This window comes from Methanomassiliicoccus sp., assembly GCA_033485155.1.
Classification (GTDB): Archaea; Thermoplasmatota; Thermoplasmata; order Methanomassiliicoccales; family Methanomassiliicoccaceae; genus UBA6.
In genome coordinates this window covers 587,539-609,447 of sequence record JAWQJJ010000001.1, presented here as the reverse complement: position 1 = coordinate 609,447, position 21,909 = coordinate 587,539, and the positions used below count along the sequence as shown (strand labels likewise).

Annotated in this window: 20 protein-coding genes; 10 read left to right on the top strand and 10 right to left on the bottom strand. The window is 58.0% G+C overall.

Translation table 11 applies throughout. The features are described from left to right. Nucleotides 1–1,653 (bottom strand): hypothetical protein (locus SA339_03090; protein MDW5562186.1); only part of this gene is annotated, 1,653 nt, incomplete at its 3' end. A gap of 884 nt (nucleotides 1,654–2,537) precedes the next feature. Between SA339_03090 and SA339_03085 the strand changes: the two genes are divergently transcribed. Further along, on the top strand, nucleotides 2,538–2,921 hold the full coding sequence (locus SA339_03085; GenBank protein ID MDW5562185.1) for a hypothetical protein: 384 nt from the start codon (nucleotides 2,538–2,540) through the stop codon (nucleotides 2,919–2,921). Between the two features lie 78 nt (nucleotides 2,922–2,999). Here SA339_03085 and SA339_03080 read toward each other — a convergent pair whose 3' ends face one another. Beyond that, on the bottom strand, nucleotides 3,000–3,410 hold the full coding sequence (locus SA339_03080) for a universal stress protein (GenBank protein ID MDW5562184.1): 411 nt from the start codon (nucleotides 3,408–3,410) through the stop codon (nucleotides 3,000–3,002). A gap of 287 nt (nucleotides 3,411–3,697) precedes the next feature. Here SA339_03080 and SA339_03075 point away from each other — a divergent pair, with 287 nt between their 5' ends. Beyond that, entirely contained in the window at nucleotides 3,698–5,569 is a 1,872-nt protein-coding gene (locus SA339_03075; protein ID MDW5562183.1) for a carboxypeptidase regulatory-like domain-containing protein, read from the top strand. Nucleotides 5,570–5,627: 58 nt separating this feature from the next. Here the strand turns inward: SA339_03075 and SA339_03070 are convergent, their stop codons facing one another. Together SA339_03070 and SA339_03065 are read right to left on the bottom strand one after the other, a co-directional pair. Further along, a complete protein-coding gene (locus SA339_03070; protein MDW5562182.1) occupies nucleotides 5,628–6,662 on the bottom strand; it encodes a cobalamin-dependent protein in 1,035 nt (344 codons plus the stop codon). 112 nt (nucleotides 6,663–6,774) lie between these two features. Further along, the gene (locus SA339_03065; protein MDW5562181.1) at nucleotides 6,775–7,431 is read right to left on the bottom strand and encodes a DUF1638 domain-containing protein; all 657 of its coding nucleotides are present in this window, start codon (nucleotides 7,429–7,431) and stop codon (nucleotides 6,775–6,777) included. A gap of 598 nt (nucleotides 7,432–8,029) precedes the next feature. Here SA339_03065 and SA339_03060 point away from each other — a divergent pair. Both SA339_03060 and SA339_03055 read left to right on the top strand, forming a co-directional pair. Continuing rightward, nucleotides 8,030–8,851 carry a hypothetical protein gene (locus SA339_03060; GenBank protein ID MDW5562180.1) on the top strand — a complete coding sequence of 274 codons (822 nt, stop codon included), beginning with the start codon at nucleotides 8,030–8,032 and terminating at the stop codon, nucleotides 8,849–8,851. A gap of 167 nt (nucleotides 8,852–9,018) precedes the next feature. Further along, nucleotides 9,019–10,917 carry a glycoside hydrolase family 15 protein gene (locus SA339_03055; protein ID MDW5562179.1) on the top strand — a complete coding sequence of 633 codons (1,899 nt, stop codon included), beginning with the start codon at nucleotides 9,019–9,021 and terminating at the stop codon, nucleotides 10,915–10,917. A gap of 24 nt (nucleotides 10,918–10,941) precedes the next feature. Here SA339_03055 and SA339_03050 read toward each other — a convergent pair whose 3' ends face one another. Both SA339_03050 and SA339_03045 read right to left on the bottom strand, forming a co-directional pair. Next, nucleotides 10,942–12,354: a sugar porter family MFS transporter gene (locus tag SA339_03050; protein ID MDW5562178.1), complete on the bottom strand. Its 1,413-nt coding sequence runs from the start codon at nucleotides 12,352–12,354 to the stop codon at nucleotides 10,942–10,944. A gap of 173 nt (nucleotides 12,355–12,527) precedes the next feature. Next, nucleotides 12,528–14,519, bottom strand: coding sequence for a PAS domain S-box protein (locus SA339_03045; GenBank protein MDW5562177.1), 1,992 nt, complete (start codon nucleotides 14,517–14,519; stop codon nucleotides 12,528–12,530). Nucleotides 14,520–14,836: 317 nt separating this feature from the next. Here SA339_03045 and SA339_03040 point away from each other — a divergent pair, with 317 nt between their 5' ends. Beyond that, nucleotides 14,837–15,295, top strand: a complete 459-nt coding sequence (locus tag SA339_03040) for a hypothetical protein (protein ID MDW5562176.1) — start codon at nucleotides 14,837–14,839, stop codon at nucleotides 15,293–15,295. A gap of 498 nt (nucleotides 15,296–15,793) precedes the next feature. Here the strand turns inward: SA339_03040 and SA339_03035 are convergent, their stop codons facing one another. After that, complete coding sequence (locus SA339_03035) at nucleotides 15,794–15,943, bottom strand: hypothetical protein (GenBank protein MDW5562175.1); 150 nt, start codon at nucleotides 15,941–15,943, stop codon at nucleotides 15,794–15,796. Between the two features lie 262 nt (nucleotides 15,944–16,205). On the opposite strand from SA339_03035, the gene SA339_03030 reads away from it, so the two are divergent. Both SA339_03030 and SA339_03025 read left to right on the top strand, forming a co-directional pair. After that, nucleotides 16,206–17,777, top strand: coding sequence for a sodium:solute symporter family protein (locus SA339_03030; protein MDW5562174.1), 1,572 nt, complete (start codon nucleotides 16,206–16,208; stop codon nucleotides 17,775–17,777). 69 nt (nucleotides 17,778–17,846) lie between these two features. Continuing rightward, nucleotides 17,847–18,386: a redoxin domain-containing protein gene (locus SA339_03025; GenBank protein ID MDW5562173.1), complete on the top strand. Its 540-nt coding sequence runs from the start codon at nucleotides 17,847–17,849 to the stop codon at nucleotides 18,384–18,386. Here the strand turns inward: SA339_03025 and SA339_03020 are convergent. Both SA339_03020 and SA339_03015 read right to left on the bottom strand, forming a co-directional pair. Continuing rightward, nucleotides 18,334–18,894 carry a methyltransferase domain-containing protein gene (locus SA339_03020; protein MDW5562172.1) on the bottom strand — a complete coding sequence of 187 codons (561 nt, stop codon included), beginning with the start codon at nucleotides 18,892–18,894 and terminating at the stop codon, nucleotides 18,334–18,336. The genes SA339_03025 and SA339_03020 overlap by 53 nt on opposite strands. Beyond that, nucleotides 18,891–19,580, bottom strand: coding sequence for a diphthine--ammonia ligase (locus SA339_03015; protein ID MDW5562171.1), 690 nt, complete (start codon nucleotides 19,578–19,580; stop codon nucleotides 18,891–18,893). Before SA339_03015 ends, SA339_03020 begins: the two co-directional genes overlap by 4 nt. A gap of 63 nt (nucleotides 19,581–19,643) precedes the next feature. Between SA339_03015 and SA339_03010 the strand changes: the two genes are divergently transcribed. Genes SA339_03010 through rpiA form a run of 3 tightly spaced genes read left to right on the top strand, consistent with a single transcriptional unit; the run spans nucleotide 19,644 to nucleotide 21,180 of the window. Next, nucleotides 19,644–19,802 (top strand): hypothetical protein, encoded by a 159-nt coding sequence (locus tag SA339_03010; GenBank protein MDW5562170.1) that lies wholly within the window; start codon nucleotides 19,644–19,646, stop codon nucleotides 19,800–19,802. After that, nucleotides 19,802–20,509: a creatininase family protein gene (locus SA339_03005; GenBank protein ID MDW5562169.1), complete on the top strand. Its 708-nt coding sequence runs from the start codon at nucleotides 19,802–19,804 to the stop codon at nucleotides 20,507–20,509. Before SA339_03010 ends, SA339_03005 begins: the two co-directional genes overlap by 1 nt. Continuing rightward, nucleotides 20,506–21,180 (top strand): ribose-5-phosphate isomerase RpiA, encoded by a 675-nt coding sequence (rpiA, locus tag SA339_03000; protein ID MDW5562168.1) that lies wholly within the window; start codon nucleotides 20,506–20,508, stop codon nucleotides 21,178–21,180. Before SA339_03005 ends, rpiA begins: the two co-directional genes overlap by 4 nt. Here the strand turns inward: rpiA and SA339_02995 are convergent. After that, on the bottom strand, nucleotides 21,177–21,551 hold the full coding sequence (locus SA339_02995; protein ID MDW5562167.1) for an ArsR family transcriptional regulator: 375 nt from the start codon (nucleotides 21,549–21,551) through the stop codon (nucleotides 21,177–21,179). The two genes, rpiA and SA339_02995, sit on opposite strands and share 4 nt — an antisense overlap. Nucleotides 21,552–21,909: the final 358 nt, after the last annotated feature.

Genomic DNA, 21,909 nt, shown 5'->3' with positions numbered 1-21,909 from the left:
GTCGACGATCTCGCCGATCTCTTCCGAGCGCTTGCCCAGGACGGTGATGACCTTCGCGCTCTCGTCGACGACCTTTGAGATCTCCTGCATCTTCCTGACGGTGTTCTCGACCGCGGCCTTGCCCTGTCCCGCGCTCTCCGCTCCAGATTTAGCGCCATCGGCCATGCTCTGGAACCTGCTGACGATCTGGGTTACATTCGAAGACATACCCTCCATGATCTTGGCCGTCTCGTCCACCTGGGCAGACTGGTTCTGCGCTCCCTTGGAGATCTGCTGGATCGCGGCGCTGACCTGCTCGGTGGAGGCGTTCATCTCCTCCGCCGAGGAGGCTAGCTCCTGCGAGGTGGAGGAGACCAAGCTTATCGATCCATTTACCTCTTTCAATAGATCGGTGAGGCTCTCCCCGATATGATCGAGCGACCGGGCAAACTGTTGGAAATCACCCTGGGTCTCGATACTCACCCGAGCGGTCAGGTCCCCATTGGAGTAAGCGTCAGCGATACGCATCGCTTCGTTGATCGGGCCGATGACTGAATCCAGAGTATCGTTGACCCCTTGCACTATCGTCGCATAGCCACCCTTAAGCCGGTTCACGTCACCGCGGGTGGAGAGCTTTCCCTCGATCGCAGCCTTGGACAGCTTTCCTGACTCTTCGAGTAAGGCATAGAGGGAATTCCGCACATCGTTCAGATTGGCCATGAGGATCTTGAAGTCCCCTGAGTATGTGTTGTCGATCGCCGGCAGGTCCTCGCCATTGGCCATCACTTGGATGTATGTTGAGGCGTAATTTACCGGTCCCACTACGGCGTCCAGAGTATCGTTCATTCCATGAATGATATGAGCGAAACCGCCTCTGAGCCTGGTCAGGTCTCCTCTGATGTTCAATTGCCCGTCTTTTGCTGCCTGGATTAACAATTCGGACTGTTCATTCATCAGGACCAGTTGCCTCTTTACCTCGTTTATGCTGTTCACCAGTCCCTTGAAATCGCCCCTGAATTCTTTTTCAATCAGCTCCTGGTGTTCACCATTGGCCATCACTCTGATGTAATCCGTGCAATAGTTCAATGGTTCCATCACCGCGTCTAGAGTATCGTTGACGCCCTGGACAACCCTCTGATACTCACCCTTGTGTCTTGAAGCGTCGACCCTAGTGGATAATTTTCCCTCGATTGCTGCCTGGGAGAGTTTCTTGGTATCATCGACCAGCACTTCGATGGAATTCTTGGCTTGAACGAGGCTGTCGTTGACCTCCTGATATTGCATATGTAGGGATTGAGTGTACGCATTCCCCTCTCCCGCCTTAGCTTCGAAACTCAAATCACCATCAGCCATCTTCTTCAGATTATTTTTCAACTTGGCGAACTCAGCGGTGCGGTACTCCGCTTCCTTGGCCTTGGCGGTGACGTCCTGAACGATCTCGATGTGGCCGATGTTCTTTCCTTCTCGGTCCTTGATGTAGGTGACATCGACCTGGAAGTTCATGTTCGCCTGCTCGAAGAAGGTGATCTTCTTATCGGCCCGCAGGCACTCGACGCCGCAGTTCTTGGTCTTACAGATGCCGGCGCCCCAATTGCTGCATGGCTGCCCCATGACCTGGGACCGCTTGACCTTCAGCATCTCTTCGACCGGCTTGTTGATGAAGGTCCAGTTCATGTTGATGTCGGTGACCGACAGCGGCCAAGGCAGAGAATCGAGGATCTGCTCATAGAGGTATATCTTATCCTCGAGCTGCTTAATCTTATATGAGCTCTCTTTGGATTCCTTTTCATTTACAGAACTTGCATCGTTTGGAGTTACATCGAGATTACTCAGTCAAACACCCCACTATCCTAAAAATTAATTTATACTTTATATATATTAATATCATTAATTAATCAAAATTGATTACATCGATAGAGATTCTATGATCACGTAAGGTCCGGTTAATCATCTGGATAGTGAGGCTTTCCCGGCAGGCTTATACGCATTGAACACGAGAACGGTCAATTGGAAATTGATAATGAGAATGGATAAACTCAATAACGCTCTACAATCTAGTGAAATAAACACTACAATTGAAAAAATGTTTTCCTCATCGGTTCTTAATCAGGAACCTCATTCGACGGAAGGGGATCGCGGACGAGGTTATGCAGCTGCTCTGTAAAAGGGTGAAACGTTTTCGCTCCGATCATCCCTCATCCATTATTTCTCCCGATCACATCGGGCCAGGGAACTTGGATACAATAATGCGCACTGCCATGGTGGCAATAGAACACTACTTCGTTCACGGAAGAATTGGCCACCGATACTACTTGGCCATCGTTATATTATGTGCCATCATTGGGAATCTCTTCATCGCAGGGCCACCCTTCAAGTCAGGTGTTTCCTCTCCGACCGGTTTTTATCTTCATTACAGCAAGTACAGGCAGCTTCTTCACACTTGGCTTTCCCCTGATACCTGCCTACGTCGCGATCAGGCTTGACGATATCATACTGGCCGTTACCAAGGAGGGGTTCGACTACTGGATATGTTGTCCACAAGTAAACTCGATGCGAGTATGAGGTGGCTGGACGCTAGGAGGGTTCGAATAAATGTTGGGCACGGCCCCATTAGGCGGAGAGTTGAGATTGATAACATCAGCAGGCGGAATAGAGATGGAGACTTCATGGTGAATATTCCAAGACTCTACGTAGACATCATGCTACGCGCGACCGATGCAAAGATCTCCAAATATGTTAGAGATAATGGAAAATGGCTCGAAGAAGGTGATGCTGTAGAAGATTACCATTTTTCATATCCTGATAGTACCCGGCTATCCTCTATATTCATAGCTCTTCAAGCGCCACCATCAAACGTCTTAGCCCTCGTCATCCTCACTGAAAAATCACCCAATGTGATTTACCAATGGGCTCGACATGATCAAGGAATACACGTATCATGAGCTGATACCATCGTTCAATGGCTCGATGATGATCGAAGCCGAAGTAACCCTCAGATCATGCTATTCTTTGATGCCGCTTCACTTGGGTGGAATGATTAAAAGGGGTATCTTGATGCTGCGTGATACTTTACTGGTCACGCTCCCGAGGACGAATCGGTTCACGCTCCCTAGGCCTCTGCTACCCATGATCGCCAGGTCGTATCCCTTCGCCGATTCGCTCAATATCTCATCCGCCGGATTACCCATGGCCAACACGAGCTGATGCTTCAACCCTGCTTCATCCAGGATTCTCTCCGCTCCCCTCAGACGGGCCACCTCCTGATCGGGCACCTCTAAGGGAATATCCATCTCCTGTCCGGCCGAGGCTGGCGGCGTCCAAACGAACATCAGGTTGATCGTTGAGTCATGTTCCCTGGCTATGCCCACGGCATACCTCACCGCCTCCTCGGAATACTGTGACCCATCCACGCAGACCAATAACTTTGCCATCGGCACCGTCTTCACCTCCTACCATTACCAGCAGAAATTATTCGAACGGGGGTTATTAAGGAATTCATTCCATCTTCCGTTATGTTGAAAAAAGAGGGTCTACGTTGCCCATCGTTAGTACGGGTCAGAGGCCTCGATCTATTCATCGAGGCACCGTCCCGTACTTGAATCGGGCACAGCGTGGAACGTTGGCCCCTGTACGACGAGTCGTTCTGCTGTGGCCCGATAACGTGTTCTCGTATTAACAAAAACTAATTGTATATATCCTCGATCTTACTCTTCCCCCTGTGGGACGCATCTGGGTACTCCCCTGCACGGCCCTTGTGGCCGCAATTTTGCTCGTTGTAATCGTGCCGGTCGGCCAAAGCAGCGCCTCCTCCCCGGCGACGGTGTTCTCGACCGATTTTGAGGGGGTGGGATTCTTCATCACCGCCTGGGAACCGATAGGGTGGTCCCGCGGGGACTATGCCGCAGGCCATGTCGATGACCTGTGGTGCCGGGCCAACTCTTCCTGGCTGGGGATACTCTCCACCGGGTCGGGCATCAACATCACCGCCCACTCCACCCAGTCCGCCCTGTACTGTGCCAAGTTGGGAACGAACTCCAACAATGGGGCCGATAACCTCGTGAATGGCTACCCCGACCCGGGTATGGACTCGTGGGTACGGCTCACACCGTCCAATGCTGCGAGTTATGACGGGATGACTTTGACATTCTGGTACTGGGCTAAGACCCAGGACGCCAGTTACACCGGTGATCTGACCGACTACCTATGCGTCAACGCCAATAACGGGGCCACTACGACAATGGTCTGGAAGCAACCCTCGGCCGACAGCAACGGCTGGCAGATGGCCACGGTCTCCCTGCCGGCTGGGACGGTATGGATGGAGTGGGAGTTCAAGTCAAGTTCTTCATCCAGCGGCCACTATCCCGGGGCGCTTATCGATGATGTGACTGTCACCACAGGCAGCGTCGTCTCCGCCTCACCATTCTCAAAGATCGGCAGCATGAGCGCATACTACAGCAGCCGGACCGTACAGGTGCCAGCGACCTGGACCAACGCGGACCATCTCTCCCTTTACTACCGTACCGGGAACGGAGGATGGAATCTGTACACTGACAACGGGCATCCCGATGGCCTTTTCGGCAGCGCGCCCATCACATTCATGGCTCCCAGTGACGGGCAGTACCAGATCTTCACCATCGCAGGCAATTCCGCTCACGGTGAAACGATGAAGGCTGTTGCCGATGCGTCGATCGTCGTCGACGCCACCCCGCCAACCCTGGCCATCACCTCTCCGGTCGGGGGAACGGTCCATAATGAAAGTACCTTGTCCCTGAACTGGGCCGCCACCGACCATGGCTCCGGCATCGCGCGGACGGAGGTCAGCGTGGACGATGGGGCATGGATCAGGGTGCAGGGAGCTTCCCGCTCCCTCAGCGGGCTGACCGCCGGTACGCACACCGCAAAGGTCAGGGCGACGGACAACGCCGGTAACTCGGAGGAGGGCTCGGTCACTTTCATCGTTGCCCCGGGAGCCCCGGCGATGAGCGTGTCGCCGATCGGTCCGGGGGCGTTGCTCAACAGCACGGTCGTCGTGTCGTTCAATGAGACGGTGACCCACGCTTCGGTCCACATCTCGGTGAACGGTGTTCCGGCCACGCTGTCCTGGAACGGCGAGGTCGCGACTTCGACGTCCCCTTCTCTAGATCCGGGTCAGACCTACACGGTCAATGTGACCGGCACCAAAGTGGGAGGTCAAGCGTTCAGCGTGGAGTGGTCGTTCACTACAGTGAATGATATGGGGAGCATTTCCGGCACGGTGCGCGATCAAGGGGGCAACGCAATCTCCAATGCCACGGTGGCCCTGAGCAACGGCGATGTGATGATTACAGATGCCGGTGGGCACTTTAAGTTCACCGCCCTTGCTCCTGGCAATTATACTATGACCATAACCGCCCAGGGGTTCGTGGTGAGGACCATGGCCGTTAACGTCACCGCGGGTCAGGTGCAGGAGATGGGCGATCTGAAGATCGATGCTGTTACCGCCGATGCTCCGAACGGCGGTCTCGATCCTATCGTTCTACCTCTGGTCGCCCTGCTCGGGATCGGAGCGATCGCGCTGGTGGCAATTTGGAAGGGGAGAAAGAGACACTGACCGCCCTCTCGCCGCGGTGCTATCGCTCACACGTGTGACCTAGTGGCCATGGCCCGCCTCATTTCGCCAGGTCGTTGACGACCTGTACGGCTTCCAGGGCGTCCGAGGCAAAACCGTCCGCCCCGATGGCTTTCCACAGCCCCTCCACGTTGTTGAAGGGGTACCCTCCCACGACGATCTTGATGTCGCCGAGTTCGGGATCTCCCCTCACGAACCGTATGAGGCCCCTCACTCGCCTCACGTTATAGGCCATAGTCGCGGAGACCAGAAGGAATTTGGCTTGCCTCTGCTTGGTTATCGATACGACGTCCGGATGCGGCGTGTTAGCGCCGAGGAAGCTGACGGCCCAACCGTCGACCTCCAGGAAATCGGCGACCATCCTGGCGCCGACCTCGTGCATCTCATTGCCCACGCAAGTGACCACGATGGATCCCTTTCCCACCTTCCGGGGGCACATCTCGGCGTAGAGCTGGGCCATGAGCTGAAGGGTCACCTCGGTCACCAGGTGCTCCTGGGCCACGCTGATCAGTCCCTCCTGCCATCGCCTCCCCAGCTCATACTGCGTCCGCTGGAAGACGTTTAGGTACAGGTCCTTGAACGGCAACCCTCGGGCCAGGGCCTGCCGGATCGTCTCCTCGGCCTTGCTCCGGTCGCCTTGGAGAACATTTTCCAGGTAGGTCAGGGCGACCTTGCCCATCTCCTCGTTCTCATCAATGTACCGGGGGGCGGACTCAGGCATGGTCGGAAATCTTTCCAGCGTCGACTGGAGGATGTGATCGACCTTGGCAGCGAACGGGCCTTCGAGCTCCGACCGGCATCGCTCGCGCATGTGCTGCAGTTTTTCGTAGAGAAGGTCAGAGGGGGCCCCGGTGTGCTTGAGCACTACCTTGGCCCAGCTGATGTAATTGATGAACAGCTGGGGGGAGTCCATGACCGCGGCGTCGAATAGGAACGTCAGCTGTTTTTTGGTCTCCTCCAACCAGGGGTCGTTCGCATCACCCTTGTAGGAGGCGAAGACCTCCGGCCGAGCCTTCTGGTGGTCGTCCATTACCCCTGCCGCCAAGTCATCTATCAGTCCATACGGGTCTTTCATATCCCCACCTCCATCGTCCTCATAACCGTTCGTTCCGCTCTCTCGCCCTTCCGAGAGGTATGCCCCCTTGAACTGCAATATGCCTCCCGCTCCTCCAACACATAGTGGACCATCATTCCACGGCCTCCTTACTGCCGATCGTCTGGCGGGCAAGCTCTTTCACCTGCTCTATGGCCTCCCTCATCACTGTCAGCGTCCCGTCCCGGGACTCGAAGCGCAACGACAGCTCGTCCGCGAACTTCTTGGCCTTCCTCTCGAAGCACTCCCGTTCCCCGATGGTATGCACATAGATGCTCCGGGAGTAGCCATCGAAGAGCTTGGTAAACATGGAATGAAACATCTCATCCTCAAGGTCCATGCCCATCTTCCTATTCCAGTCCTCGTGGTGCCATTCCATGTCCATCTCCGAGAAATATGGGGTCGAATAGTAGGTCAGGGGCACATTCTCCTTCTCTCGATCGTACACCTCCTGGGTGAGGTACACGGCGATGCAATCGTCAGCCTTGAACATAACCGTTGGTACCTTCACCCGGTCCTCGACGCCCTTAAGCGATCCGCAGGTACCATAGCCCAGGAGGACGGCGTCAACCTTACCTTCCAGCGAATCGATCCGATCTATGACTGTTTCTCTCAGGGCCTTAGGATTCTCGTGCAAATGATATTCCAAATACTCATGGAGAACGAAGTCGCCGTCCCCTTCGGTAAGTGCTTCCAGCTCCCGTTTGAAGTGGTCACAGGCGATGATGGCGATCCTCAACTTACCCCGCACCTCCAAGAACCCGCCGACCCCGCCAGCGAACTGGGTTCCCCCATCTATTACCGTAGCCGGTGGCTATTAAGGTTTATTATCCTAAAGAAACGAGAGGAGCATCATTTCTTGAAATTAATGTAAGTATCCTGCTTCCGGTCCGGAAGGAGCCAGTTAGGGCGATGCATTGCCTCCATCGGCGGGTCGATCGTGAATTTAAATATCCACCTAACCACATCGGCCATCCGCCAAAGTAACGATCTCAGGCGCCCTGGGGGATGGTCGCATGTCCTTGAAGTAGGGCCTCATCTCCTCGAGGACCGGAGAGGCCGCGACGTCCGAGGTGATCAACAAGACTGAGATGGAATTCGTCGGAAAGGATACCATCGACATCCTGACCAACAGGAGTTCGTCATCACGGTTGAACCAATAAGAGGAGGAGTGGCAAGGTTAGCTCGGTAATGATCATCAGCATGGACATCACCGGTAGGAAGCGATGATGAGGTCGAACCGTCAGGGTGTCTGAGGAACCCATAACAAGCACGCACCGACCGTCAGATGCGTTCGCGAGAATTTATCTGGACATAAGTTCTTGATGATCGGCCCGACGAGGGATGCGATGAATAGGAAGGTAACTTACAAGTCCGAGATAAGGGAGAGCATTCTGGATTATCTGGCCGGCGACGACAGGACGATCGTGAACTACCTGGCCTCCAATAGCAACCTGCCAGGTCCGCGCGGCAACCTGGAGATGGCCGAAGCCTTCGCCGACCTGGCGGGCGAGATGTCTATCAAGGAGCCCATCAAGATCTGGAAGCTCGCCGCCGACATGGCTGCGATCCCCCCGGAGGCTGCTCCGGTGAACGACCCGATGGAGATGGTGCCTTTCTGCGGCACGGTGGCCATCGGAGCTATTGCGTCGGCTCAGGAGGGATTGGACGAGAAGGCCTTCGCTCTCCTCAGGAAGATGGCGGACGACCCTCGATGGAGGACACGGGAGGCGGTGGCTATGGGCCTTCAGCGCATGATCGCGAAGGATGGTCGGGCAGTGATGACCGAGCTCGAAAGCTGGATTAAGAGCGGGGAGTGGCTCAGGATGAGGGCGGCGATGGCGGGCGTCGCCGAACCGGCCCTGTTAAAGGATCCGGAGCTGGCCCGAAGAGCCCTCGACCTGCACAAGGGGGCAATCGCAGAGGTCCAAAGGTCCGGGAACCGGAAGGATGAGGGGTTCAGGACGTTGCGACAGGCATTGGGCTACTCCCTCAGCGTCGTGGTCAGCGAGTGCCCGGGTGAGGGTTTCAGGTACATCGACCGAATCGCCCATACCTCCGACCCGGATATCAGATGGATCGTCAAGGAAAATTTAAAGAAAAAGAGGCTGACCAAGTCCTATCCTAGGGAGGTCGCCGAAGTGACCGATATCCTGAACGGTCGGCCGTGAGCCAGAGGCCCATCGCTATCCTTTAGTCAATGTATCCGATCGTGGCGGAGAGAGGGCCCTACCGCCGCCACTGGCTGAAACGTGTATATAGTGACTCCTAGCAACACACGTCGACCGGCCATCCCGAATCATCATAGTCGAGCTATGTTGGCTGGTAAAAAGGAGACGTGATTCCGCTGACAAGTTCGACCACCGATGACTATCGACCGATCGAAGATTATGGGCTTATCGGCAACAGGCATACGGCCGCCCTGGTAAACAGCGCTGGGTCGATCGATTGGCTGTGCTGGCCCCGCTTCGACTCTCCGTCCATCTTCGCCAAGATCTTGGACCCACAGCTGGGTGGAAGCTGGTCCATCCAGCCGACCTCCGAGTTTAAAAGCTATCACCGCTACCTGAAGGATACCAACATCCTCGAGACTTTCTTCGTGGGCCCGCGGGGAAAGATAGCTGTGCTCGACTTCATGGACATGTCCTGGGCCGAGCAGGAGATGGAGGGTGGCCCTCCGGGCAAGCTGATCCGAGTGGTCAGGGGGCTGGAGGGGAACGTGGAGACGACGAGCCTCTGTCGACCCAGACCTAACTACGCCCGGGATAAGTGCGCCATCGATCTTAGGGGGAACGAGACGTCGATCGACAACTTCATATTGACGGGGCCGGTGGGCTGGCTGGTGGACGAGGAGGACCGGTCCCTCGCCCAGACCTTCATGGTGCGCCCGGGAGAGCAGTTCTACTTCACCCTGGCCAGCGACATCGACCAGAGCCCATTGGGTTCCATCTACTCTTCCCTTCATTCGACCCAGAACTATTGGGTGGCCTGGGCGGACAAGTGCACCTACAACGGACCGTACCGTGATATGGTCGTGCGCTCCGCCCTGATCATGCAGCTGATGACCTATGCACCGTCCGGGGCCATCGTCGCCGCGCCGACGACCTCTTTGCCCGAGGAGATAGGTGGCGAGCGCAACTGGGACTATCGTTATACCTGGCTCCGTGACGCTTCCTATTCCCTTCTCAGCCTGGTCCGTGCCGGCTACTCCGATTTCGTCGAGCACTACACCAGCTGGGTGTACCGGGCGACCGTTGGAGACCTCAAGATACTCTATCCCATCGTCCCCCATGGACGGACCGAGGAAGAGGTGCTGGAGCACCTGCGGGGGTATAGGGACTCGAAGCCGGTGCGCATTGGCAACGAGGCCGCCGACCAGCTGCAGCTGGACGTGCTGGGGGAGCTGTATGGGGCCGCGTACTTCGTGTGGCGCCTGGGTTTGTTCAAACCATTCGAGGACGGGGAGAGGCTGAAGAGGGGACTTGAATGGATATGCGACAACTGGAAGATGCCGGAGAACGGCATCTGGGAGGTGCGGGGCGGACGGCGCAACTTCGTCTATGGAAAGGCGATGCTGTGGTTCGCCCTCGACCGGGGCATCCAGATCTGCGAATCCCTGGGATTCGAAGGAAACTTTGATCGATGGAAGGGAGAGAAGGAGGCGATCCGCGAAGCCATCATGACTCGGGGATGGAGCGATAAGCTCCACGCCTTCAAGCAATCCTTCGAGGACGAGTATCTGGACGCAGCCAACCTGATGCTCCCAGTCATAGGGTTCATCGACGGCACGGACCCCCGCATGCTCTCGACCCTCGACGCAACGATGGAGCACCTGGTGGTCGACGACCTCTGTTATCGGTATAACAACGCTCCCGAGGGCCTCTCGGGCAAGGAGGCCACCTTTACTCTGTGTACCTTCTGGCTCGTGAGCGCCCTGCTCCTGGCCAACCGCTTGGAGGAGGCCCGGAGGATCTACGATCGTTTGCTGTCGAGGGCGAGCCCGCTGGGCCTGTTCGCCGAGGAGCTGGACCCCCGGACGGGGGAGCAGCTCGGTAACTTCCCCCAGGCGTTCTCGCACCTGGGCGTGATTCATACAGCGATCAACTTCGCATACCTGGCTGGGCTGGGCGAGGTGGAGCAGGGATGCTGGCAGCCGATGATGAACGGTGAGTTCGGGGTGTGCGGGCCGATCGTGGGGGGCCATCGCTCAGTCATGTTCACTGAACCGCGGCAATGACGCGGAAAGCTACCCGTGACCAACTCACGGCCGGGGCGGCCTAAGGTCACGGGGGTGCCCGCCCTTCTTGAAGTGTTCCTCGATGCGTTCCAGGCTCAGCCCCTTGGTCTCGGGCGTGAGCCGCCAGGCGAAGATGAAGGAGACGACTCCGATCGCGGCGAATAGCCAGAAGGTACCCGACTGCCCCAGCAGCTCCACGAGGTGGAGGAAGGTAAGCGTTATGATGAAGTTGGCACCCCAGTTGGCCACGGTGGCCACGCTCATGGCCGTTCCCCTCACTTCCAGAGGAAATATCTCGGATATCAGTAGCCAGAAGACCGGCCCCAGGCCGATGGCGAAGAATGAGATGTAGGCGATGAGACTGAGGGCGGTGACCGTCCCGACCGTTCCCCCGGTCGTACCCGAGCTGAGGGCGAACCCCGCCCCCAGGACGACCAGGGAGATGACCATGCCGGCGATGCCGATGAGAAGCAAGGGCCGGCGGCCTACACGGTCCACGATCAGGACCGCGAGGACGGTAACCAGGAAGTTGGCGACCCCCACCCCGGTGGTGGCGGCGATGGAGGCCGAGGCTGATCCGAAACCCGCATATTGGAATATGGTGGGGGCGTAGTAGATGATGGTATTGACCCCGGTGATCTGCTGAAAGATGGCGAGGCCCACTCCGATGATGAGCGGATACCTAACGAAGTTAGCCAGAAGGGCCTTGAGCCCCTTGGTCTCGACCTTGATCTCCTTCTCGATCTGGTTAATCTCCCCTTGCACATCCTGGGTCCCGTGCACCCGCTGCAGCACCTTCTTGGCCTGGTCGTTCCTTCCCTTGTATACGAGCCACCGGGGGCTGAACGGCATGAAGGCCATGCCCACCAGGAGGATGACGCCGGGGATCAACCCGACGGCGAACATGGCCTGCCAGTCCCCGGTGGCGGAGAAGTAGTTGTTCACGGCGTAGGATATCAGGATGCCGGCGGTGACGAACAGCTGGTTGAATGATACCAAGGCCCCCCTGATGCGCCTGGGGGCGAGCTCGGAGATGTACATGGGGACGATGAACGAGGCAAGCCCGATGGCCATGCCGATAAGGATCCGGCCTGGCACGAACACGGTGAGACCGTCGGAGACCACGACGATCAGCGTGCCAACGATGAACATGACCGACCCGATGATGACTGAGATCTTTCGACCGAACCGGTCGGCCATGTACCCGCCGAGGATGGCCCCGACGATCGCTCCGATGAGGACCGAGCTGGTGGCAATCGATTCCTCTCCCGTGGTAAGATGCCACTCCTGTTGCAGGAAGAGGATGGCGCCGGAAATGACTCCGGTGTCGAAACCGAAAAGTATGCCTCCGACCGCGGAGATGAGCGTAGCAATGATCACGATGATAGTTAGTCGGTGATGGACCTCTGTCGCATCCGTCCCGCGGTGCTCGCTCATGTCTGGTGCGGTCGGGAGGACATCCTATTAAAGAAAGCACCTGAGTTTCAATGGAAAAACGAGAAAACACCGGTCGTCGTGCAATCTGCCTTTCCCGAATGCCGAGATCCAGGTGCGAATTGAGCACGGATAACATTCTGAGCCGACGGAGCGGGATAGCTATGGGGCTATCCTCATCGGTGTGGATCCACAGGCAGGCTGAAGAAGAAGGTAGAGCCACGATCCGCACGCGACTCGAACCAGATCCGGCCGCCGTAGCGCTCGACGATCCTCTTGGCTATGGCCAGTCCCATCCCCGTTCCCTCGTACTCGTCCCTGGTGTGCAGCCGCTGGAACATCTGGAATATTCTCTCCTGGTACTTGGGGTCGATGCCAATGCCGTTGTCCTGGACGCTGAAGACCCACTCCTCGTCGGTCTTGCGGGCCGATACGTTGACCTGGGGGGCGGCCACGCTGCGGTACTTGATGGCGTTCCCCACTAGGTTCTCAAGGAGCAGGATCATGTGACCTTTGTCCGCGATGACCGTCGGCAGAGGGCCATGCGTCACCGATGCCCCGCTCTCGGAGATGGCGATACTGAGATCCTTCTGAACGATGGACAGGACTGCATCCATGCTTACCGGCTCGAGGAAGCTCCCTTTGCTCTCGACCCGGGAATAGGTGAGAATGTCGTCAATCATGGCCTTCATCCTCTTCGCCCCGTCTACGGCGAACCCTATGTATCTCCTGGAAGTCTCATCCAGTTCGCCGCCCTCTCTCCTCTCCAATAGCTGGAGGTAATTGGTCACCATCCTTAGAGGCTCCTGCAGATCGTGTGAAGTAACGTACGCGAACTGCTGCAGCTCGGCGTTGGAACGTTTGATCTTCTCCTCGTACCGCTTGCGCTCGGTTATGTCCCTAACCACTGCGAGGATGGCTTTCCTGCCCCCGAATGAGATCGTCCGGGTGCTCAGCTCGACCGGTATGCGGCGGCCGTCCTTGGTCATATGGGCGCTCTCGAAGATCTTGTGCCCGCTGCCGATGGTGTCGCTGATGTCCACCGGGACGCGGACCGATATCTCCGGCGTGGTGATGCGGGACGGCCCTAACCTGAGCATCTCCTCGCGAGTGTAACCGAGTTGTTGGCAGGCTGCATCGTTGACCTCTAGGAACGAACCTTCCGGGTCGGCCACGAAGATGGCGTCGTTCGTAGAGTTGAAGATGTCCCGGAACTTGGCCTCGCTCTCCCGGAGCGCTTCCTCCGCCCTCGCCCTCTCCACTGCGGACCATGTGCGGTCCGCGGTCTCCTCGACCAGAGTAACATCGAGTGCCGTCCACCGCTTCGGCGCGGAGTGCTGGACGAGCAGAACGGCGACGAAACGACCCTCCTTGATCAACGGCACCCCGACGAGCGAGGCGACCCCGTGGCGATGATAGCTGCCTCGCTCCTCACTGGAGAGACCATCCGTCAAGGCCACGTCCTCGACGATGATGGTGGTGCCATCCCTTAACGCCGAGAGCGGGTTCGTCCCGAAGTCCACCATTCGCAGCTGATCGGCGATCTCTTGGACCCCGGGAGCATAATAGCTCCTCTCGACAGCGAGATGGTTCTCCTCCCCCTTCACCTCCCCATACGCCACGCGGGCGACCCCAAGATGCTCTCCGAGGACCCGCGCCGCAGTTCGCTGAATCTCGACGGGGTCCCTGAGCGGCCGCAGCGCGTCGCTGAGCTTCAGTAGGAAAGCCCTCTGCTCCTCCATCCTCTTCCTTTCAGTAATGTCCCTGAAGATAGTGTAGACCTGATACGGTCGGTCCTCACCCGGCCGGAACAGCGGCACGGCGGTAACTAGGATCCAACGGTACGCTTCTTCCCGATGGTTGTAGACTCCCATCACCACATCGGCGACCTCGCGGCCGGTCCGCAGCGAAACCATCGCCGGATGCTCCAATCCCGGGAAGGGGGTGCCATCCTCCCTTATGGTATATTGCTCCTCGCTTACGGAGGACCCGCCCACGAACTCATCGGGAGACCGGCCGAGGATCAGCTCGGCTGCGGGGTTCATCGATACTATCCGGCCCTCCGCATCCTGGAACACCACCCCCTGGAGCATGGTGCTGAACAAAAGCCAGGACTGCTGCTTGTCCGGGACCGTCGGTCTCTTGATGTTCATGGGGTTCGGCGCCATCGGCATTAACTTCCCTGGTCCGAACGGGATACCTGCATCCATGCCCGGACGGTGCAGGTAGCTCAACGGACCATTCCAAGTATTGGTAAGGCTGATAGTTATACTGCTGCGGCCCTCGGAGTGGCGGACTACACCGCCCTTCGTCTAGCCGGATGAAAGGGCGAAAACAGCGGGGTGACCGAGTTTTAAGTATCACTATGACTCTTCAGGCTCGGCGGAAGTCGGAGGCCTGCATCGATATACAGAGGTGCCTGCACAGCAGCGTGAGCTCTGGATGCTGGCCTAGCGCCAGAAGCATAGTAGGTCAGTGGTTCAGGATGCCATATCATAGGAAACCGATCCAGATCAACTCGCATGGTAAGCAGATCGTCAACCGGAGGCTCAATCCCCATTATCGGGAGGGGATGAGCGTGGAGGAGATGGACCGCTTCCTGGAGATGGAATCAATCAAAGTCATCGCCAGCGAGAAGAGGGGCGGGGAGTTTTTCTGGTACTTCAAGGTCAGTCCATTCCTCGACATCCAAGGGGATGATGGCGGTCAAAGGCTCATAGGCAAACGGAACCCGGCTGGCCTCCGTTCGAGATACGCGTTCATCAGGCAACCTCAGGAGGGGGACGAACGCATTTACATAGTCCCCACTCCAGTGCTCCAAGACATCCTCCTCGACCTCTACCAAGAGAAGCTGGAGGCCGGCGGTTCGAGACGAAGGGTCGATCCTGAGTCCACCTACATGGCCCTTTACCCGTCACATATCGATAATTTTCTCGTCGATTGAACGCCTGGACCCTAGACGCGTATGGACTGGGGCCGATGGAGGTTTCCATTGGTGCCCGCACACTCGTGGATCTCCAGCAGCCAGGGGCCGACCGGGACCGGCCCGTCGACCCTGGCCATGGTTGCGAAAAAGCCATTCTCCCTCTGTGGAGAAGCGGGCTAGCACCACCGTGCGATCGTCCCACTCCCTATAGCCTCCAGCCGCTGCAATTACCCTATCAAGCCTCTCGCTCTCACCTCTAGATCGCTCCGCACGAAAGTGTGGGAAGAGCAAGCTGGAGAGTTACATGAAGGCGATGTCGTACCCCCGCTCATTGACCCCTGACCAGTCTTCCTGGCACATAGCAGGTTCTGCACGTTACCGTGAAGCACAATGACTTCTCCATACATTCATCGGCTAGACGCTGGAACCTTGATCTGTTGGTGACCTTCGGGATGTCCTCATCCCCACCAAGGCACTCTTGGGTTCACCAGCATCCCTTTTCCATTTTCGCCTCGGTCAGAAGAGCCTGAAATCACAGACTTGGGCGTCGTTCAGGTGATCGTGGTCGGCGTTCTCGGTCATGAGCTCGTACCCTTCCCAGAACTTTTGTGCGCGATAGAGATCGAGACCTTGGTTGATGAGCATCGTATAGGTCCTGCGGTACAAGGTCTTATTCCGGCATGCGGTGTATAAACATCGATGTGCTTTCGGGCCAGCAGGGGCATTGCTACATGCTACCCTGGCCCCTGTTATCATGTAGCACAGACTTTATATACTCCATCTCAAATCACCTAGCGAGTTATCTGGGGTAATTGTATGCTGGGCATAGACGACCTTATGATCGTCCTTGGCTACGCGCTGTCCATCGGGCTAGCGGTGGTTTGTGTACTGTATGGTTGGTTGAAGAGGAACGCGGAGGGCGAGCGTCATGGTTGATACCACGGTCTTCGCCATCTGCACCGCGGTCTATCTCCTGGCAACGATGTTCCTCGGCTATCTGGGCTACCGTCACACCAAGGCGGCAGACGACTACATGATCGCCGGCCGGAAGGTAAGCCCCATCATACTGGGACTGTCGTACGGCGCCACCTTCATCTCTACGTCCGCCATCGTCGGGTTCGGCGGGATCGCCGCGCTGTACGGGTCCGGCCTCATCTGGCTGACGGTCCTGAACATCGGCCTGGGGGTCCTCATCGCATTCATCCTGTACGGCAAGAGGACGAGGGACATAGGCCACCGTCTAGGGGCGGTGACCTTTCCCGACCTACTGGGCAAGCGGTTCAACTCCAATTTCATGCAGTATGCCACCGGAGTCATGATCCTACTGTCCATGCCTCTGTACTGCGCGGCGATCATCATTGGCGGGGCCTGGTTCATCCACACCACCTTCAACATCGACTATTACGTGTCGGTGCTGGGCTTTGCCCTTGTCACGGCTGCCTATGTGGTCACCGGCGGCCTCATCGCAGTCATGTACACCGACGCCATGCAGGGCGTCCTCATGCTGGTGGGTATGACTCTACTACTCGTGCTCACCTTCATGAGCATAGGTGGCGTGGAGCAGGGCTTTACCTCTCTTACCAACATGTCGCCGCAGATCCCGACCTTCCTGCAGAACGGAGGCCTTCATTCGTGGACGGCCATGCCCGACCTCGGCTCCAGCATCTGGTATACATTGGTGACGACGATTGTCATGGGAGTGGGGATCGGCGTGCTGGCGCAGCCGCAGCTCAGTGTCCGATTCCTCTCGGCCAAGGACGATGCGTCCATCAACCGGGCGGTGTCCGTTGGCGGTCCTTTCCTGCTGATGATGACTGGGGTGGCCTTCACCGTCGGCCCTCTGACCAACGTGTGGTTCTGGAACAACACCGGTAAGATTGCCTACGAGGCTGCCGGGAAGAACGTCGACAACATCATTCCCCTGTACATCAACTCGGCGATGCCTGAGCTCTTCGTGGTCATCTTCATGCTGGTACTGCTGGCGGCAGCGATGTCGACCCTCAGCTCGATCTTTCACACCATGGGCACCACCGCTGGCTATGACCTTTACAGGCACATCGCCAAGCGGGACCAGCCCTCGAAGAGGATCGCTCAAATCGGAACGGTGATCATGATCGTGGTATCCGTGGTCCTCGCCCTGGTCATGCCCGCTAATATCATCGCCCGCGCCACCGCCATGTTCATGGGCCTGTGCGCCTGCGCCTTCCTGCCTGTGCTGACCTACGGACTGTACTCCAAGAAACCGCTGGCCATGCCGGCTAAATTGTCCCTGGTGGTGGGGGCGACCTCCTGGTTCCTTTGGACCGTATTCGTTCACACTGCGGAGGCCTCCCAGCTCGGGATCTGCAAAGCCCTGTTTGACCAGGTGACCCTGCTGGGCGCCCCGTTCAACGTCATCGACCCCCTGATCGTCGGGCTCCCCCTGGCCGCGGTGACCCTGGTCATCGGCGTGCTGGTGGCCCAAGCCCGGCACAGCGCCGAGAACCGGCTGGAGGCTTAGGTCGGGGGGAGTCATGGCTGCAAGCCACAACCCAAGTCATAAGAACCTCCCACACGATATGTAGGGACGTTGACCGCCAAGTCCCTCGCCGTGGGGGCCACGGCCCCCGATTTCGAGCTCCCGGAGGCGTTCGGAGGGACCGTACGCCTCTCGGAGGTGCTGTCCAGAGGCACCGCTTTGCTAGCCTTCTACCCTTCGGACTTCGGGGTCATGTGTGCCGTCGAGCTCAAGATGCTGCAGAGCCTACTGCCCCGGTTCCAGGCATTGAACGCCACAGTCTTGGGGATATCGACCAACAGCGTGATCACCCACTCAGCATGGAAGGAGCACATGAGGTTCACCTTCCCCCTGCTGTCGGACTACTACGGCCAAGTCAGCGATTCCCTGGGCGTGCTGGTCGGTGAGGAGATTCATTCGGGATATATGCTGGGTCGGTGCCTGAGGGCGGTGTACATCATCGACCGCGAGCGCAGGGTCAGGTATTTCTGGTTCACCGAGGATCACGCTTCGGAACCAGACTACGATGAGTTACTGGAGGTCTGTTCGGAGCTGCAGCTCAGTACAGCTCCATCTCCAGCTGATAGAACTCCGGGTACTGCCAAGCCTTGACCTTGCGGAAGTACGGGAACTTGGCCACCATCTCCTCCTCACTTAGTCGCTCGGACAGCGGGGGCCCGAAGCTCGTCTCGTGCTTGGGGAAGTCCACTATGCTCAGCTTTCCCCCCTGGCGCAGGCACCGGCGAAGCTCCGATTCGAAGAGCGAGAGGTCTTCTATCTCGTGGACGACGTTCACGGCTACCGCACGATCGATGGAGCCGTCCCCAAGGGGGATCCTGGGTAACTCGCCCTGTACCGGGACGACCCGGTCCTTAAGGTCCGCAGGGACGTTCTCCATGAGGGCGTCAAGCATAGCCTGCTGGACGTCCACCCCGTAGAGCTTCGACACTCGCCGGGCTAGAGGAAGGGCGGTGTATCCGGGGCCGCACCCCAGATCGGCGACCACCTCGCCGGGGGAGGGGGCCATGCGTTCCACGATCCCCTCCGGGGGCTGTACCTTCCTACGGTTCTCGTTGTCTAATCTCCTCTTATCCCCGGCAGGGAACCTGTGACCGCTCATTGCTTATCCTCCAACATCGCCCTGGTCACTCGAAGCAGACCGGAGTCCCGGCCGCTTTCCACCTCCGTCTCCATTATCCTGAGCGCCCTCCGGTGCAGGGGGGAGTCAAGGACCAGGGTCTCATACTCTCCTCCTTCCCCGGCGAGGTTCATCCCCTTGCGGCGCGCCAGGGCCCGCAGGGAATCCAGCGCCTGACGGTCGATCTCCCGGCCCAGCCACGAGGCGTCGAGGCCGTCGGCCGATACGCTGACCATGATGGCCCTGACCCCGGCATCGATCAGCTCTTCCATCAGCAGGCCCTGGTCCTTCCTCCACAATGGAGAATAGACGTTGAGGTCCAGGCCCTCGCAGACGTGATTGATGCGATCCCACTGGTAGTCCGAGGCGATGGCTCCAGTGGTCACGCCGTCGACGTCAAGCAGGGAAAGAGCGTCTCCCAGAGCCCGCAGATCATCCTCTTCCGTACCTGAAGAGTCCACCGCCACCAGCTCCTTCCCCATGGCCTCGGCCATCAGAGGAAGGATCTTAAGGTTGGGAGTGTGGAACACCCAGGAATGGGGGTCCTTAGGCCGGACGTTGACCAGGACATCTACGGAGTGTCCCTGTTGCTCCATGAGGTAGGCGGCGAACACGGAGTCTTTTCCTCCCGAGAACAGGGCGGCCAAGCGCATAACGGGGATTATCACGGGTCCGGGCCTTAAGCTTGCCCCCGGCAAATATTAGAACCGGGCAATCCGTTGCGCCGGACGATGTACTGCCCCCGCTGCGACCGCAGCATCAGGACCGATGATCTCGCCAAGCTCAACCAGGAGCTCAAGGAGAAGTTCGGGCAGGACGCCCTGGAGAAGGGCAACTGCCCGGTCTGCGGCACTCAATTGATTGACCTGTCCAAGCGGAGGTCCCACTGATGCGCCTGGACTCTCTCTCCTCCACCGAGTTCGCGAAGGTGATGAAGAAGCGCCCGGTGATATTCCTGCCCATCGGGGCAACCGAGGCCCACTCCTCACACCTCCCTCTGAGCACCGACTCCCTGCAGCCGGAATATATCGCCGACGCGGTGGCCGAGCGGGTGCATGGCCTAGTGGCACCCCCGCTGCGGTACGCCTTCCACTCCTCCACCAGGAACATGCCGGGGACCATCGGGCTGGGCTTCGACACCACCATCCATGTGGTCAGGGACATCCTGGACTCGCTGATCGCCAACGGGGCGGACAAGTTGGTGGTCATCAGCGGCCACGCCGGGAGTTCACACATGAACGCTCTCAGGCAGGCGTGCGTGGAGATCGTGGAGGAGCACCACGTCAAGATCATGCTCCTCACCGATTACGATATCGCCAAGCACTTCCCCGAGGACCAGCGAGGGGACGGGCACGGGGGCAAGGTGGAGACCTCCCGGGTGATGGCCATCGCCCCCGCCCTGGTGTCGCCCCAGGATAAGATCGGCCAATATGTGAGCCAGGGCTACATGATCGTGTCCGACCCGGAACGGTCGATGCCCGACGGCTTCGTCGGCGATGCTCCCTCGGCCTCCGCCGAGCTGGGGACCAGGGTCAACGCGTTCATCATCGATGAGCTGACCAGGGAGATCGAGAAGGAGTTCGGGGTGCGGGCATGATCGAACTCAAGATGCAAGCGGCCCGCAAGGCCGTGGAGTTCGTCGAGGACGGTATGATTCTGGGGCTGGGCACTGGGTCCACGACCCGCCTGGCGATAGATGAGATAGGAAAACTGGTCAAGAACGGCTACCGCCTGGTGGGGGTACCGACGTCGGTGGAGACTGAGAAGCAGGCCCGCTCCCTGGGCATCCCTCTTACTACCCTGGAGGAGGTAGACAGGATCGACCTGACCATCGATGGTGCGGACGAGGTCGACCCCCGGTTCCGCTTGATCAAAGGATTAGGCGGGGCGTTGCTCAGGGAGAAGATGGTCGCTTACTACTCCCGACGGGAGGTCATCATCGTCGATGGCTCCAAGATCGTCGACGTCCTGGGGGTCAAGACTCCGCTGCCGGTGGAGGTCATCAGGTTCGGCCACCGCCGTACCAAGAAAGCGCTGGAAGCCATGGGCTGTACCGCCCTGTTGAGGGGCGGGAACGAGCAGCCGTTCATCACTGACAACGGCAATGTCATCTACGATTGCAAGTTCGAAGCGATAAATGACCCGGAGGGGATGGACTCGGAGATGGCATCGATCCCCGGGATTGTGGAGACCGGCCTCTTCATCGGGCTGGCGACCTGTGTGGTCGTCGGAACGGAAGGTGGGACGATAATAAAGGAAAAGGACTAGGCCTGTTGCAGGGCGACCTGCTTCAGGGCCTTGATGTTGTTTTGGATCTCCTCGATCCTCTTCATCTCCTCCTTTTCCAGGATCTCGATGATCTTCTCGAACGGTAGAGCGAGCTTGTACGAGTGCACCGGCCTTCCTTTGCCCTCCTTCTTGATGTCCCTCTTAATCACCCACTTGCGCCGACGGAGCTCCTGCATCGCGATCGAGACCTCCGGCTGCCTTAGGGCAGTCGATATCTCGATCTCCACCGAGGTGGTCTCCTCTTTCTTGCGCAGGAACACTAGGGTCTTAGCGACATTTTTTGGCATGTCGGTGCGCATGAGGAGCTTGACGAGGGTTTCGTCCTTTTTCGTGAATCCTCTTTCATTCATAATTTATCTTAATCAATTATTAATCGAAGCATATATATGACTTTCTATTTCACGAAGCGGTAATAAGCGGCCTCTCCAAGCCAGTAAAAGGTTTTCCATTCGTATCGTCATCATAATATCAAAATTTGCAACTGAGCATCTGGCATGCCAAAATATTGCTATCTTTCATGATTCTTAATAAGCTGGTTTGTCCATAAGCGTTCCGCCCAGGGAGAATTATGGGTCCTCCCGGCGGCCGGGGGGAGCGCTCCGGGAGCGCCGGAAGACGTCGCCGGCCGGCCGGGCGGGAATGGTCAAAAAAGGCTAAGCCAGATTGTCGTTCTGGGCCCCCTCCGAGATTGCTAATATTTTAAATAGA